At 52.2% G+C, this 14,709-nt stretch carries 14 protein-coding genes; 11 read left to right on the top strand and 3 right to left on the bottom strand.

What is annotated here, in order from left to right:
• Window positions 1–4 precede the first annotated feature (4 nt).
• The 6 genes from sufB to BV405_RS11640 all read left to right on the top strand — a co-directional run bounded on the left by sufB (window position 5) and on the right by BV405_RS11640 (window position 5,955).
• Window positions 5–1,447, top strand: coding sequence for a Fe-S cluster assembly protein SufB (sufB, locus tag BV405_RS11665; RefSeq protein WP_086481009.1), 1,443 nt, complete (start codon window positions 5–7; stop codon window positions 1,445–1,447).
• Between the two features lie 241 nt (window positions 1,448–1,688).
• On the top strand, window positions 1,689–2,441 hold the full coding sequence (sufC, locus tag BV405_RS11660; RefSeq protein ID WP_086481008.1) for a Fe-S cluster assembly ATPase SufC: 753 nt from the start codon (window positions 1,689–1,691) through the stop codon (window positions 2,439–2,441).
• Entirely contained in the window at window positions 2,438–3,742 is a 1,305-nt protein-coding gene (sufD, locus tag BV405_RS11655; protein WP_086481007.1) for a Fe-S cluster assembly protein SufD, read from the top strand. The genes sufC and sufD overlap by 4 nt, the downstream gene beginning before the upstream one ends.
• 71 nt (window positions 3,743–3,813) lie before the next feature.
• Window positions 3,814–5,046, top strand: a complete 1,233-nt coding sequence (locus BV405_RS11650) for a SufS family cysteine desulfurase (protein WP_086481179.1) — start codon at window positions 3,814–3,816, stop codon at window positions 5,044–5,046.
• 17 nt (window positions 5,047–5,063) lie between these two features.
• The gene (sufT, locus tag BV405_RS11645) at window positions 5,064–5,609 is read left to right on the top strand and encodes a putative Fe-S cluster assembly protein SufT (RefSeq protein WP_086481006.1); all 546 of its coding nucleotides are present in this window, start codon (window positions 5,064–5,066) and stop codon (window positions 5,607–5,609) included.
• Window positions 5,610–5,634: 25 nt separating this feature from the next.
• Complete coding sequence (locus BV405_RS11640) at window positions 5,635–5,955, top strand: Rieske (2Fe-2S) protein (protein WP_086481005.1); 321 nt, start codon at window positions 5,635–5,637, stop codon at window positions 5,953–5,955.
• Window positions 5,956–6,125: 170 nt separating this feature from the next.
• Here BV405_RS11640 and BV405_RS11635 read toward each other — a convergent pair whose 3' ends face one another.
• From BV405_RS11635 to BV405_RS11625, 3 genes are all read right to left on the bottom strand, one after another.
• Window positions 6,126–7,352: an EAL and HDOD domain-containing protein gene (locus tag BV405_RS11635; protein ID WP_086481004.1), complete on the bottom strand. Its 1,227-nt coding sequence runs from the start codon at window positions 7,350–7,352 to the stop codon at window positions 6,126–6,128.
• A gap of 145 nt (window positions 7,353–7,497) precedes the next feature.
• On the bottom strand, window positions 7,498–8,712 hold the full coding sequence (locus BV405_RS11630) for an EAL and HDOD domain-containing protein (RefSeq protein ID WP_086481003.1): 1,215 nt from the start codon (window positions 8,710–8,712) through the stop codon (window positions 7,498–7,500).
• 107 nt (window positions 8,713–8,819) lie between these two features.
• Window positions 8,820–9,269 (bottom strand): DUF2383 domain-containing protein, encoded by a 450-nt coding sequence (locus BV405_RS11625; RefSeq protein WP_086481002.1) that lies wholly within the window; start codon window positions 9,267–9,269, stop codon window positions 8,820–8,822.
• Window positions 9,270–9,304: 35 nt separating this feature from the next.
• On the opposite strand from BV405_RS11625, the gene BV405_RS17695 reads away from it, so the two are divergent.
• The 5 genes from BV405_RS17695 to BV405_RS11605 all read left to right on the top strand — a co-directional run bounded on the left by BV405_RS17695 (window position 9,305) and on the right by BV405_RS11605 (window position 14,620).
• A complete protein-coding gene (locus BV405_RS17695) occupies window positions 9,305–9,451 on the top strand; it encodes a hypothetical protein (RefSeq protein WP_176330125.1) in 147 nt (48 codons plus the stop codon).
• A gap of 112 nt (window positions 9,452–9,563) precedes the next feature.
• Window positions 9,564–9,968, top strand: a complete 405-nt coding sequence (locus BV405_RS11620) for a hypothetical protein (RefSeq protein ID WP_086481001.1) — start codon at window positions 9,564–9,566, stop codon at window positions 9,966–9,968.
• Between the two features lie 232 nt (window positions 9,969–10,200).
• Window positions 10,201–11,217 (top strand): ABC transporter substrate-binding protein, encoded by a 1,017-nt coding sequence (locus BV405_RS11615; RefSeq protein WP_086481000.1) that lies wholly within the window; start codon window positions 10,201–10,203, stop codon window positions 11,215–11,217.
• Entirely contained in the window at window positions 11,214–13,337 is a 2,124-nt protein-coding gene (locus BV405_RS11610) for a PAS domain-containing protein (RefSeq protein ID WP_086480999.1), read from the top strand. The genes BV405_RS11615 and BV405_RS11610 overlap by 4 nt, the downstream gene beginning before the upstream one ends.
• 32 nt (window positions 13,338–13,369) lie before the next feature.
• Window positions 13,370–14,620 carry a diguanylate cyclase gene (locus BV405_RS11605; RefSeq protein ID WP_086480998.1) on the top strand — a complete coding sequence of 417 codons (1,251 nt, stop codon included), beginning with the start codon at window positions 13,370–13,372 and terminating at the stop codon, window positions 14,618–14,620.
• Window positions 14,621–14,709: the final 89 nt, after the last annotated feature.

The raw sequence follows: 14,709 nt of genomic DNA, 5'->3' as shown, positions 1-14,709 counted from the left end.
ACCAATGGCAAGTCAAGAGATGGAGCAGCTTGTACGTCGTGAGTACAAGCAAGGCTTTGTAACCGATATCGAGTCTGATACCGCGCCTCCCGGCCTGAATGAAGATGTGATCCGTTTTATTTCCGCTAAGAAAGAAGAGCCACAGTGGATGCTGGACTGGCGTCTGGCCGCTTTCGAACAGTGGAAAGAGATGGCAGAACCTGAATGGGCCCATGTGAACTTCCCACAGGTCGATTTTCAGGCCGTTTCTTACTACTCCGCACCTAAGTCTTCGGAAGACCGTCCGAAGAGTCTGGACGAAGTTGATCCTAAACTGCTGGAAACCTACGAGAAGCTGGGTATTCCTCTGCACGAGCGTGCAGCTCTGGCGGGCGTGGCGATGGATATGGTGTTTGACTCCGTATCGGTTACCACCACCTTTAAAGAGCAGCTGGGTGAAGCCGGCGTTATCTTCTGCTCTATCTCAGAAGCGATCCGAGAATACCCTGATCTGATCAAGCAGTACCTGGGTTCTGTGGTTCCGGTAACCGATAACTTCTACGCGGCGCTGAACTCTGCTGTGTTCTCTGACGGTTCCTTTGTGTTTGTTCCTAAAGGCGTTACCTGCCCGATGGAGCTGTCCACTTACTTCCGTATCAACGCCCAGAATACAGGTCAGTTCGAACGTACCCTGATCATCTGTGAAGACGATGCTCAGGTGTCTTATCTGGAAGGTTGTACTGCGCCGATGCGTGATGAAAACCAGCTGCACGCCGCTGTGGTTGAGCTGGTTGCTCTGGAAAACGCCAACATCAAATACTCTACCGTGCAGAACTGGTATCCGGGTGATGAGAACGGTAAAGGCGGTATCTACAACTTCGTAACCAAGCGTGGCGAGTGTCGTGGTGATAACTCCAAAATCAGCTGGACTCAGGTGGAAACTGGTTCTGCGGTGACCTGGAAATACCCAAGCTGCGTGCTGAAGGGTAAAAATTCCGTCGGCGAGTTCTACTCCGTTGCTGTAACCAACAATATGCAGCAGGCGGACACCGGTACCAAGATGATCCACATCGGTGAAGGCTCCCGTTCCACCATTATCTCCAAAGGTATTTCCGCCGGTCGTTCCGACCAGTCTTACCGTGGTCTGGTGAAGGTGCTGCCGGGTGCCAAGGGCGCGCGTAACTTCACCCAGTGTGACTCCCTGCTGATCGGCGATCAGTGTGGCGCGCACACCTTCCCGTATCAGGAAATCGCCAACAGCACGGCGCAGGTGGAGCACGAAGCGACTACCTCTAAGATCGGTGAAGATCAGTTGTTCTACTGCCGTCAGCGCGGTATCTCCGAAGAAGATGCGGTGAACATGATCGTAAACGGTTTCTGTAAAGACGTATTTAAAGAGCTGCCGATGGAGTTTGCGGTTGAGGCGGAAGCCCTGCTGAACGTAAGCCTTGAAGGCGCGGTTGGTTAAATTGGATTAACAGCGGGCTTGAGACCGGAGTTTAGAACGGTCTGCCGGTATCTGCTTCCGGCTCCCGAAACATCCCTGTTTCGAGGAACCGGACTTCGCCATCCATGGCTTCGTTGAGCAGATACACAGCAGCCCGATCCGATCAGTCGCCGGTAACGCCGATACAGCTCGACAGACAAAGAATTCAGATTTGATGGTGCAGCCGAAGCAGGCCGCCATCCACAGAAAAGGTTAAAACCACATGTTAGAAGTTAAAGACCTGCGCGTTAGTGTTGAAGACAAAGAGATTCTGAAAGGCCTGACCCTGACCATCAATCCGGGTGAAGTTCACGCCATCATGGGCCCGAATGGTGCCGGTAAGTCCACCCTGTCTGCGGTTATCGCAGGTCGTGACGGTTATGAAGTCACCGGCGGCAGCATCACTTTTGAAGGTGAAGATCTGCTGGAGATGGAAATTGAAGAACGTGCCCGCGCAGGCATGCTGCTGGGTTTCCAGTATCCGGTTGAAATTCCGGGTGTGAAAAACGTTTACCTGCTGAAAGCAGCCCTGAACGCTAAGCGTGAGCACCTGGGTCTGCCTGAAATTGAAGCACCTGAGTTCATGAAGCTGGTACGCGAAAAGCTGCAGTTTATGAAAATGGACAACAGCTTCCTGCACCGTTCTGTGAACGAAGGTTTCTCCGGTGGTGAGAAAAAGCGTAACGAGATCCTGCAGATGCTGATTCTGGAGCCGAAGCTGGCGCTGCTGGACGAGATTGATTCCGGCCTGGATATCGACGCACTGAAAATCGTATCTGAAGGTGTTAACAGCCTGCGTGATGCCGGTCGTTCCATCGTGATGGTGACTCACTACCAGCGTCTGCTGGACTACATCGTACCGGATCATATCCATGTACTGTCCGACGGTAAAATCATCAAGTCCGGCGACAAGTCTCTGGCGCTGGAACTGGAAAAACGTGGTTACGACTGGGTGATCGAGGAGGCTGCTCAATGAGTCTTGCCGAATTTACCGATCAGTGGCTGAGCGCGGTAACCCCGCAGATCAGCGAAGGTCCGGGTTGGTTAACCGACCTGCGTCAGGGTGCGGTTGAACAGTTTGCGGTGCTGGGCCTGCCTCACGCCCGTCTGGAAAACTGGAAATACACCGACGTTAAAGCACTGGCTAAGCGCAGCTTCACGCTGCCGAAAGCGGCAGATGCTGAAGCGCTGGCGAACGAGAAGAGTCTGGGTCTGAATGCGATCCGTCTGGTGTTTGTTGACGGTGTATTCTCTGAAAGCGCTTCCACGCTGGGTAACCTGCCTGCGGGTGTTCAGGTTCTGCCGCTGGCGAAAAATGCCAATGCGGCCAAGCCGGTTCTGGGTCAGGTAGCAGCCGCGAACTTCAGTGGTTTTACCGCGCTGAACCTGGCTGCGTTTCAGGATGGTGTACTGATTGATCTGGCCGCTAATGCGGTGCTGGAACAGCCGGTATACCTGCAGTTTGTTGCAACCGAACAGGAAAATCCTGTACTGGTTCAGCCACGTATTCTGATCAAAGCGGGTACGCACGCGCAGGCAACCATCGTTGAACATTATGCCGGTAGCGAAGAATCCGCCAACCTGACCAACGTGGTGACCGAAGTGGATCTGGCTGATGGCGCTAATATCACTCACTACAAGCTGCAGCAGGAAAGCACTAAGCAATATCACATTGCCAGCCTGCATGTGGAACAGAAGCGTGACAGCCGCTTTACCTCACACAATGTGTGTCTGGGTGGCAAGCTGGCCCGTCAGGATATTCAGGTGGAACTGAGCGGCGAAGGTGCCGAAGTAAACCTGAACGGTCTGTATCTGGGTAATGGTCGTCAGCATCTGGATAACCACACCCTGGTTAACCACAATGCGCCGCACACCAATAGCAACGAAGATTACAAAGGCATTCTGAACGACCGCTCCCGTGGCGTGTTCAATGGCCGCGCCGTTGTGCATAAAGATGCGCAGAAAATCGAAGCGCATCAGTCCAACGCCAACCTGCTGCTGTCGGACAAAGCGGAGATCGACACCAAACCTGAGCTGGAAATCTACGCCGATGACGTGAAGTGCTCCCATGGTAGCACCACAGGTCAGCTGGATGAGAACGCCCTGTTTGCCCTGCGTTCCCGTGGTATCGGTGAAGAGATGGCCCGAGGTCTCTTGACACTGGCTTTTGCCAACGAAGTGATCGATCGCATCGAAATTTCAGCGGTTCATGACCGTATCGAAGAAGCGGTAGCGGGTCGTCTGCCTGAGAAGTTCAACCTGAAAGGCCTCGTGTAAACGAGGCTGGCGCGATTGAAGGAATGTCTGAGATGAATGCTCCTGTAAAAGCTCATGTAACCGGATCTGACATGAACGAAGCCGATCTGGCGGCTTACATGCTGGAACTGCGGAAAGAGTTTCCGATTCTTGAGCGCAAGGTTCACGGCAAGCCGCTGGTTTATTTCGATAATGGCGCGACGGTTCAGAAGCCGGAAGCTGTGATCGAAAGCATGAATGCTTACTACCGGGAGCTGAACTCCAACATTCACCGTGGTGTGCATTACCTGTCCGGTGAAGCTACGGATGCTTACGAGCAGGCCCGTGAGAAGGTGCGTCAGTTTATTAATGCGCGCTCTTCCAAAGAGGTGATCTTTGTTCGCGGCACCACCGAAGGCATCAATCTGGTGGCCAATACCTTTGGCCGTCAGCTGGAAGCCGGTGATGAAGTGATCGTCTCCATGATGGAGCACCACGCCAACATAGTGCCGTGGCAGATTCTGCGGGATCAGCTGGGTATCGTGCTGAAAGTGATTCCGGTAGATGAAGACGGTGAGCTGGATATGGCGGCGCTGAACGCCATGATCAGCGCCAAAACCAAGCTGATTTCGGTAACTCACGTTTCCAATGCGCTGGGCACCATCAACCCGGTCAAGCAGATCATTCAGCTGGCGCACCTGCATGAGATTCCGGTACTGCTGGACGGTGCTCAGGCTGTGCCGCATCTGAAGGTGGATGTGCAGGAGCTGGATTGCGATTTCTACGCTTTCTCAGCCCATAAAATGTATGGCCCGACCGGTATCGGTGTGCTGTACGGCAAAGAAGCGCTGCTGGAGGCAATGCCGGTCTGGCAGGGCGGTGGCGATATGATCGACCACGTCAGCTTCGAGAAAACCACCTACGCGGGTCTGCCGCACAAGTTTGAAGCGGGTACCCCTGCTATTGCTGAAGGTATCGGTCTGGGTGCTGCCTGTGACTGGCTGATGAAGGCGGATCTGGACAAGGTCGCCGCCTGGGAAGAGGTTCTGCTGAAGTATGCCACCGAGCAGATGCAGCAGATTCCGGGTATGCGTATTCTGGGCAATGCAGAACACAAAGCTGGTGTAATTTCCTTTGTGATCGATGGCGTGCACGCGCAGGATATCGGCGTACTGATCGATCAGCTGGGTGTTGCGATCCGTACCGGTCACCACTGTGCTATGCCGGTTCTGCATCACTTTGGTGTTGATGCTACGGCCCGTGCTTCCTTTGCGCTGTACAACACCAAAGAAGAAGTGGATGTCTTTATTGCGGCGCTGAACCGTGCCTGCGATATGCTGCGCTAAGGCGGACTGTAAGCATTATGAAGAAGAACGACAAGATCATTCTGAGCCGGGATGTGGATGCAATCTCCATCCCCTTTGGTAAAACCGTTACCCTGCCGGAAGGTGGTGAGGTTACGGTAATGCAGGCCAAAGGCGGCAGCGTTAGTGTTGGTTTCGAAAGCCGTCTCTACCTGATCGAGAGCTACAATCTGGATGCCATCGGCGGTGAGGCTAAATCCCGTCCGACGCTGCACGAAGATGCCAGCGCTCAGGAACTGGAAGACTTTGTCTGGGAACAGCTGCGTACCTGTTACGATCCGGAAATTCCGGTCAATATCGTGGATCTGGGTCTGGTCTATGGCTGTCGTATCGATAAGCTGCTGACCGGTGAAACCGTGGTTATCATCAAGATGACCCTGACGGCACCGGGTTGTGGCATGGGCGATGTGATCGCCGAGGATGCCCGCCGTAAGATTCTGGGTGCGCCTCAGGTATCCAAGGTTCTGACGGAGATCGTCTTTAACCCGCCCTGGAACCGCGACATGATGAGCGAAGAAGCCAAGCTCGAAACCGGTATGTTCTGATTTAGATTTGAAGGAAAGCAATAGCATGGGTTGGATTAAGGTTGATGCCGCTGCGGCCATCGCAGAGGGCGAATTTCAGTTAGTCACTACCGAAGACGATATCGAGCTGCTGGTGGCCAATGTTGATGGCGAATTCCGAGCAGTAGAAAACGTCTGCAGTCACGATGGCGGCTCAATGGAAGATGGTTGCATTGAAGATGGCGAGATCGTTTGCCCTCGTCATGGTGCACGTTTCTGCCTGCGTACAGGTGAAGTGACCGCTCCACCGGCGTATGAGGATATCGATGTTTATCCGGTACGTATCGTTGATGGAGTGGTAGAGGTTTCTGACGAGCCGGAAGATTAAGCCAGGCAATCAGCTTTAATCCTGATTTAACGCGCAGCCAGGATGCGTTAGTTGAGTTGGAAAGCCGTTAGCTGAATTGCAAAAAAGCCCCGATAACCTGAAGTGATATCAGCAGGTTATCGGGGCTTTTGCTTTTTTCAGACCAGAGTTTCAGAGCAGAGTCTTGCCGGTTAGTGACCCATCTGATCGACCACTGTGTCTGCCCAGGTGACTGCGTTCATAAAGCAGACATTGGCCTCCGGGCGGTACCAGCTGGATTTTTCCATTGCGTCCCAGTCGCCCTGTTCGTAGGCGATGACCAGTTGCAGTATCTCGCCGGGTACTCCCTTGCCTAGCAGGCCGTCGGCAATGGCGGGTTCCAGCTTCAGCAGTTTCGCCATCTCATTCGCTTCCATACCCAAGGCTAAATGCAGGTTGGATAGTACGCCAACGGTAAAGCAGGACTGAATCTGATCCAGCTCGTAAAAGCGGGCCAACTCCTCACAGGCTTTGGCACGCACCAGAATCGAAGGCAGTTGTGAGCTGGTACGGTACGGGCTCTTGCTCCAGAGCAGCAGGCTGACCATGGAGCGCAATCGCTCCTGTCCCAGCAAAACAACCGCCTGATGAATGCTGTTGATCTCTTTTTTGAACATATAGCCTGCGGAATTGATATGGCGCAGCAGGCGATAGGTCATACCGGGATCTTTAACGATGGTATCGACCAGCTCTTCAACGTTCATATCCTCTTTATAGAGTTGCTGAAGCAGATCCAGCAGTACCTTCTGATTGCTGTTGGTCTGGTGGCCTTTGAAAACCCGTGGCCGTGACAGGAAAAAGCCCTGAAAATAATCGAAGCCCATCGCTTCAAGATCACGATACTCCTGCCAGCTTTCGATCTTCTCTGCCACCAGTTTTACCGGATAGGCTTTCAGCTGTTGTACGGTTTTTTCCAGTTCTTCCTGGCTGTAATCATGGGTATCCAGCTTGATCCACTGGGCACACTGGATCAGAGCCTGATTGCCTTCGGTCAGTACAAAATCATCAAGGGCGATGGTGTAGCCCTTTCGACGCAGACGTTGCAGCGCTTCAATAACCTGTTTAGTGGGCTGAACCTGTTCCAGTACCTCAAGAACCACCTTGCTGGTGACGGTCGGAAAAAGTTCATCCTGCTCCAGCCAGAACTGAGGCACATTAAGTGAAACGGGAAGGCCGGAACCCAGCTGACCAACACCCAGATCCAGCAGGGCGGTGGAGTAAACCCGGGCACTTGCCTGCAGGTGATCCTGTACATCGGCCGTGGTCGCACTTTGATTTCGTCGATAAAGCAGCTCGTAGCCGACAAGATTCAGATCGCGGTCAGCAATTGCCTGTCTGGCAAGAAAGAAAGCGTCCTCGGCTAAATTCAATTCGGGCACTGATGGCTCCTGTGTAGCATTAACGGACGACCGCAGAACAAGCTTGCGGCTGTGTCATGTCAGTGGCTTTTGATATCGTCATCCTTTGCTCGTCCTGAAATATCAGAGAACACGGATTCAGATGGTGCCGATTAAAGTAACTCATTCAGGCTTTCTGCATCTCTTGCTCCGTCTCCAGCGCCCAGCGTTGTGCCTGTTGCATCAATAGCGGCGTGCGCTCCAGAGAGAACATGCGATGCTGTTCCAGAAAGCTCCAGTTGGCTTTTTCCCATTGGCGGACAAAGTTCAGTACGTCGGCCAGCGGGCCTTCATCTTCCAGCAATGCCTTCTGCATCTCTTCAGAGATTGAAAGACTACGGATCAGTTTTTCCAGAGGCTGATCGAGGGCGACATCCAACAGAGAAAGAAAGCCTAGTGTAAAGTAGCGATCAGCGGGAGCCAGCCCCTGTTCTTTTGCCAGTAACTCACAGGCTTTTGCCCGGGTCAGAATCTGCGGCAGAACGGTATAGGCTTTGTGATCGTCCTTTGCCCACACCAGAATCGCCACCAGCGTTCTTAGTGTCTCGGTGCCAATATAGATCACTGCCTGATGCAGGCTGTCGATCTTGTTAGGTAAACGATAGGCAGCGGAGTTCACAAACTTCAACAGGCGATAGAAGAGGGTGGGTTCCTGCTCGATCACCTTTTCGATCTTGTCGATGCTGCTTTTATCATCAAACAGCAGGGTCATCAGTTTCACCAGCAGAATGCGATTGGCACTGTTTTTCGGAGTGTCCAGCAGTTCCGGCTTGCCGATAAAGCCACCCTGATAAAAGTCGAAGCCGATGGCGCGAATTTTTTCAAAGGCCTGCCAGCTTTCAATACGGCTGGCCATTAGGGTCAGGGGATACTTCTTCAGTTCGGCATGTAATTTTTTCAGATCCCCGAGAATAAATTTCTGACAATTCACACTGACAATGTCGACGCCTGTGAGCAGAGGTTTACGGGGATCATCCGGGGTATAACCGGCAATCGCGATCAGAAAGCCCTTGGCCCGAATCTGTTGCAGGGCGCTCAGGGTAATGGGATCAGGCTCGATATCATCCCCCAGCTGCAGCACCAGACGATCTTTGATTTTTGCCACAGGTAGCATGCTGGCATTGGCCAGCCAGGGCTGGGTGATCGTCAGCAGTACCTTGCCATTCTCTCCGGCCTGATCAAGGCCGTAATCCAGTAAGGCAAAACTGGCAACTTTTGCACTGATCTCCAGCGGGTTGGTAGTGTGCTGGGTATCATGGTACGCCAGCTCAAAGCCGCGACGAATCAGATCGTTATCGCAGAAAGTCAGGCGTGTGATGCAAAACTGGTTGAGAGAGTCCATCAGAGCACTCCGTGGCTGTAGATTTGATTATCCCTGATCATATCCCAACGGAAATAACGCAGCTATTGAAAAGATTTAATTTAAATAAATCTTTTGTTATTCCTGATTCAGGGCTGAGTAATCGATTGCTGAAACTGTTTAATCTGGCGCAGTTGTTCGGTCAGATGCTGATGCAGTTGTTTCAGCTGGCTGTCTACCTTTTCAGGATAGTCATAGCTTTCGCAGCGTGCGACCAGACTGATGAGCTGACGTTCCTGCTCGGCCCGTTCTTTCAGCATCAGTTCCTGACCATCAAACACCAGACTTTTCAGTTTGCTCCAGAGGTGATGGAAGTCTTCACGCTCGGTATCTGCCGCGCGGGGGCGCAGGGACAGTTCTTCTTTTACGCGCTCTTCCAGTGCATTCAGCAATTCTGTGCGCTGATTCATGGCGTCGTTGAACTCCTGAGCAATCTCAGCGTTATGCAGGCGCTGAAGATTGTCCTGATAATCATCCAGTGATTCATGCAGGGCTTCCAACAGATCGGAAACCGCTGTTTGAGCTTCATCAAGCAACATAAATAAGCCTCAGGCCATAAAGAGTTACCCGCATTATGACGCTAAAGCTGTCGGGTGGCTATGCCATGGCTACGACGGAAGGCGATGTTGACATCATCCTTTCAGGCCTTGTTTCGCATCTGGTACGTAACTTGCTGAATCCTCTGAAAGTGCTGATCCGTGTTGTCCCGGTTTCGTATTAGAGCTGTCATTCAATTGTCACTGCCGGGACCTAGTATCGGCTCCTTCTTTAAAGGGGCTGGCTAGCCGATCAACCTTGTCGAACAATAACGAGAATCACCGGGAGGTGTTCAGATGACATCTGTGGATTACTCAAATCACACTTTTAGTGATCGAAGCGAAGACTCATCCATTAGCCGGGACCATCAGCGTTACCTGCTGTTTATCTGGATGTTGCCTGTCTTCTTTATCGCTCCTTTGGCGCTGTTTTCCCTGCAGGAATGGTGGGGTATCGTGGGCTCCGGCGCATCGGGACTGCCTGAAGGACAGTTAGCGTTTGCTGGCTGGCAGGCCGGTTTTGATCTGGCCGTTGCCTGGACCGCTTTTGTGCAGGGGATCTGTTGGCTGGCTTATGCCGGTTGTGCCTTTGCGGCGTTTTACCTGCAACGACATCAGATGATGTTATTAGGCTATCTTGTGTTAGTGGCCAGCATTTTTCTGCAATGGCAGCTGCCGCCGGTTCTGGTGGGGTTGCAATAGAGCTTTTTGGTTTCGACTAAGGTTTAACGCTAACTTTATTAGGGTGTTACATAAGTTGTTACGAAAAGCGCTGAAAGCTGAGATAGAATGTAACTTATAGAGTGAATCCGCTTTTCTCTCGATCCGTAAGAGGTTATTTTCAAAAGCCGGTTTCTCCGAAACCGGCTTTTTTGTTAATGCAGGCTTGCCATAAAAGCTAATAAAAATAACGCGCTATCTGCATGGGGTGTCTATGAAGACCTATCTCCGTACCCGATCCTTCTCCGGTTCAGCCCGGCTCCGGACTGGTTGGATCTCTTATCTGTTATTGCCACTTATTTTACTGTCAGCGCTCCTGATTCAGGGCTGCGAATCTCCTCAGCCGCCACTGAAAGTCGGCACCAATATCTGGCCGGGTTATGAAAGCCTCTATCTGGCCCGCCATAAAGGCTTTCTTGATGAGTCTCAGGTTTCTCTGGTGGAAAAGGTCAATGCCACTCAGGTGTTGCGCGCGTTTAAATCCAGACAACTGGATGTCGCTGCGCTGACAATGGATGAAGCTCTGACTCTGATGGCCAGCCAAAAAAACCTCCGGGTGATTGCGGTGATGGATTTCTCTCAGGGCGCGGATGTTCTGCTTGCCAAGCCGGAGATTCAGTCCCTTGAGGATCTGGCCGGACGTACCCTTGTAGTGGAGAAGACTGCGGTAGGAGCCATTATGCTGCAGGGGGCGTTGGAGAGAGCTGGCCTTGAAGGCTATGAAGTTGCTGTCCATAACGCCGGTGTGAATCAGCATATCGCCATGTGGGAGCAGGAAGATGTTGCCGCAGTGGTTACCTTCGAGCCGTTTAAATCCCTGTTAGAAGCTAAAGGCGCACATGTGTTGTTTGATAGTAGCGAAACCCCGCGTCGCATTATGGATGTACTGGTGACGACTGCTGAAACGGCTGAGGCACGACCCGACCAGCTGAGTCATCTGCTGAAAGGCCATTTTTCGGCGCTGGATTATATGTCCCGCAACCGTGCTGAATCCGCACGGGTTATGTCTGCCCGTCTGAAAATTGCGCCGGATCAGGTTTGGCAAAGTTTTGAGGGGTTACATATTCCGGGGCTTCAGGAAAACCGTATGCTGTTAGGTAACTCTGAGGAATTTATGGCTCAGATTCGTACTCTTGAGCAGCTGATGCTGAAGGCGGGTCTGATTGCTGAAGATGTTGATATCTCTGCTCAGTTTTTAACGGACCAATTTTTACCAGGGGCTGGTGAATGATCAAATTAAGGAACTGCTGGCGTCTTAATCCGGGGCTGACCCTGATTATCAGTATTCTGATGATCACTCTGGTAATTCTGGATCGTTGGGTAGAGTACGAGTACACCCTGATCCCTCAGGAAAAGGCTCGTCAGGAGCAGCGTTTTCACAATGTGTCTGCCCGTATGTGGCAAACCGTCTCCGATCTGATGCTGAATGATAACCGGACCACGACCGAGAGCTATATCACAGGATATTCCGGTGACTCGGGGTTTGAGATGATCGCGGTTGTGGATGATGGCCGGGTGCTGCTGGCTAATAAGCTGGCATTGAAAGGCTCCACCACTAAAAATATCAGCTGTTATCAGGGGATCTGGGTCAGCAAGGCCGTTTCTGAATTTAGCCCCGTGATCGAAAAACATCCCGATCGGGCGAATAAAATCTGTGCCGTTATGCCGATCACGCTATTGGAACGAAGTACTTCTCTCCGTCCGGAGAGTCTTGCCGTGCTGGTGGTGGAATACAACATGGCTCCGGCAATTGCGACGCTGCAGCAGCATATCTGGAAACCTGATCAGTGGATTCGTCATCTGGGTTTTGCTCTGGCCGTTGCCTTTCTGATCTCCATGATTCTTAAGCGCTCTGTGATCAGGCCTCTCAACCAGATCCGTCAGCGAATGAAGGAGTTTGCTCAAGGCAATGTGCTGGCGCGGGTCGAGATGACTGGCAACTGTGAACTGATGGATGTTGCCCGTAATTTTAACGAGCTGGCGGATCAGGTCAGTGAAGCAGAGCTAGCGGTGCGCCGGAGTGAAGAGCGCTGGGTTAAAGCTCTGGATGGTGCCGGTGATGGCGTTTGGGACTGGGACCTGCGCACCAATAAGGTGTTCTATTCCAATCAATGGAAAGTCATGCTGGGTTACGGCAAAGACGAGATCGGCGATTCGCTGGAGGAATGGTCTGACCGGGTTCACCCGGATGACTTGCCTCAGGCGATGAAGGATATGGAAGACCATCTTGCCGGTCATAAAGAGGTCTACCGTACCGTCTATCGAATGAGCTGTAAGAACGGCGAATACAAGTGGTTCTTTGACCGGGGGATGGTTTTTGAGCGTGATGAAAATGGCAAAGCGCTTCGGGTAACCGGTACTCACACCGATATCAGTGACCAGAAACAGACAGAGGCTGCGCTTCAGGAGAGCCAGCAACAGTTTGAACTGGCGATGCTGGGCTCCAATGATGGCCTCTGGGACTGGCGCATCAGCGACAATCTGGTTTACTTCTCCCCGCGCTGGAAAGGTATGCTGGGCTACGCCGATGACGAACTGGAAAATGACTTTAAAGTCTGGGAACAGCTGGTTCATCCGGATGACCTGCATCTGGCCAAAGAAGAGGTCGCCCGCTGTGTGGTCGGTAAAAAGGATCTCTATGAAGTGGAGTTCCGTCTGCGCCATAAGCAGGGGCACTGGCTCTATGTGTTGTCCCGCGCGATTGTGGTAAAAGATGATGATGGCCATGTTGCCCGTCTGGTGGGAACCCACATGGATCTGACGGAAATCAGGGCGGTGCAGAAGCAGCTGGAAGAGAGTCGTCAGCAGCTGAAGAAGATGGCGTTTTATGATGCGCTTACCGGCTTGCCGAACCGTCGTTTGCTGGAAGATCGTATGGTGCAGCTACTGGAGGACAGCCAGCAAAGTGGCGATGTACTGGCGGTTGCCATGATGGATCTGGATGGCTTTAAACAGGTTAATGATACGTTGGGACATGATGTCGGTGACGAGCTGCTGAAAGCGGTATCCGGACGTCTGAATCTCTGCATGCGGGAAAGCGATACCATCGCCCGTCTGGGAGGCGATGAGTTTGTGCTCCTGTTCACGGAACTCAGCAAGCCTGAGGATGTTGTTTCAGGTCTTGAACGAGTGATTACAGTGATTGGTAAACCTTATATGATTGAGGGTAACGAGTGCCGTGTTACTGCCAGTATCGGGGTTGCTTTCTACCCGAACGATGCCAAAACCGGTGATATTCTGTTGCGTTATGCTGACCTTGCTATGTATCGCTCCAAGCAGGCTGGCCGCAATCAGTTCAGTATTTACGAAGCCTATATGAGCGACTTTGATCAGGAAAATCAGGCCAGCTGATCATATCTGGCCGATGTATAAGGCGTTCGCATTTGAAAAAGAACTATCGGCTTTCGCCGCTGAACCTTATCTGGTTAACCCTGCTATGCCTTGCCGTAGTGGGGTTTTCCTTATGGTTTAACCTGCGCTCACTGGAGCAGGCAACCCTGCAGATGGTGAACATTAAGGGACAAACTGTTTTCCACCTGATTCAGACTACCCGGCTCTGGAACGCCCGCCATGGTGGCGTCTATGTGCCAATCACCGACGAAACCCCGGCAAACCCTCTGTTAGAAGTCGATGAACGGGATATTGTCACGCCTAAAGGCATTGCCCTGACCATGGTGAATCCGGCTTATATGACCCGTCAGATCGGAGAGCTTCTGAAAGGCTCGGATGTCGAAATCCATCTCACCAGCCTTAAGCCTCTGAATGAAAATAATGCTGCCGATACATGGGAGCGAGCCGCTCTTATCGCGTTTGAGAATGAAAGTGCCAAGGTGAAGTATGGGCTGGTGAATGATCACTATCGCTATATGGAGCCCTTGGTCGCAGAAAAGCCTTGTTTGGAGTGTCATCGTAAGCAGGGCTACCGGGAAGGCGATATTCGCGGTGGCCTGAGTTTGAGTTTTCCCCGTGCCGATATCGATGGTCTGGTGTCCGGTATGAAAGAGAATGTGAAAAAGGCGCATGTCGGCCTGTTTTTCTCCCTCTGGATACTGGGGTATCTGGTGAATCTGGTGTTCCTGCGTTTAAAGAGCAATCTCCACAGCGCGGCAGTGAAAGAGCAGCAGCTGAGTAATCTGGCGATGACCGATGATCTGACCGGTATCCTCAATCGCCGCAGTCTGATGCAGGCATACGAGCAGGCGGTCAGTCTGGCAGAGCGTCGGGACTGGCCGTTAGCGGTATTGATGCTGGATATTGATCACTTCAAGAAGATTAACGACAAGCATGGTCACCTGATGGGCGATGAGGTGTTGGTGCGATTTGCCCGCTCTGTTTCGGCGACATTGAGAGACAGTGATGTTATGGGGCGCTACGGCGGCGAAGAGTTTCTGATCTTTATGCAGGATGAGGATTCCCATGGAGCCTTCAGCGCTGCAGAGCGTATCCGAAAAGCGGTGGGAGACATGCGGTTTGAAGGGGCTGCCCCCTTCAGTATTCATGTCAGTATCGGCGTTGCTGAGCGTACTCAGCTGGGTTGCGCCAGTGCTGAGGAGCTGATTAAAGCGGCGGATGAGGCCCTTTATCAGGCGAAAAATAACGGCCGGAATCAGACCTGTCTGGCTGAAGCCTCATAATCCCGACGACGAAGGTTTTTACCTGAGGCGCAGATGCCTGACCCTCTCTGTTAACCCTTTTAGCCGGATACAAAAAAGGTGCTGTTCGC

It is taken from the genome of Oceanospirillum sanctuarii (genome assembly GCF_002150805.1).
GTDB lineage: Bacteria > Pseudomonadota > Gammaproteobacteria > Pseudomonadales > Halomonadaceae > Oceanospirillum > Oceanospirillum sanctuarii.
This window is presented reverse-complemented; position numbering and strand designations above follow the sequence as displayed.

What these genes read in the sequence shown, in the direction of transcription:
- sufB (WP_086481009.1), top strand. Translation starts at nt 5, where the DNA reads ATGGCAAGTCAAGAGATGGAGCAGCTTGTACGTCGTGAGTACAAGCAA.
- sufC (WP_086481008.1), top strand. Translation starts at nt 1,689, where the DNA reads ATGTTAGAAGTTAAAGACCTGCGCGTTAGTGTTGAAGACAAAGAGATT.
- sufD (WP_086481007.1), top strand. Translation starts at nt 2,438, where the DNA reads ATGAGTCTTGCCGAATTTACCGATCAGTGGCTGAGCGCGGTAACCCCG.
- BV405_RS11650 (WP_086481179.1), top strand. Translation starts at nt 3,814, where the DNA reads ATGAACGAAGCCGATCTGGCGGCTTACATGCTGGAACTGCGGAAAGAG.
- sufT (WP_086481006.1), top strand. Translation starts at nt 5,064, where the DNA reads ATGAAGAAGAACGACAAGATCATTCTGAGCCGGGATGTGGATGCAATC.
- BV405_RS11640 (WP_086481005.1), top strand. Translation starts at nt 5,635, where the DNA reads ATGGGTTGGATTAAGGTTGATGCCGCTGCGGCCATCGCAGAGGGCGAA.
- BV405_RS11630 (WP_086481003.1), bottom strand. Translation starts at nt 8,712, where the DNA reads ATGGACTCTCTCAACCAGTTTTGCATCACACGCCTGACTTTCTGCGAT.
- BV405_RS11625 (WP_086481002.1), bottom strand. Translation starts at nt 9,269, where the DNA reads ATGTTGCTTGATGAAGCTCAAACAGCGGTTTCCGATCTGTTGGAAGCC.
- BV405_RS17695 (WP_176330125.1), top strand. Translation starts at nt 9,305, where the DNA reads ATGACGCTAAAGCTGTCGGGTGGCTATGCCATGGCTACGACGGAAGGC.
- BV405_RS11620 (WP_086481001.1), top strand. Translation starts at nt 9,564, where the DNA reads ATGACATCTGTGGATTACTCAAATCACACTTTTAGTGATCGAAGCGAA.
- BV405_RS11615 (WP_086481000.1), top strand. Translation starts at nt 10,201, where the DNA reads ATGAAGACCTATCTCCGTACCCGATCCTTCTCCGGTTCAGCCCGGCTC.
- BV405_RS11610 (WP_086480999.1), top strand. Translation starts at nt 11,214, where the DNA reads ATGATCAAATTAAGGAACTGCTGGCGTCTTAATCCGGGGCTGACCCTG.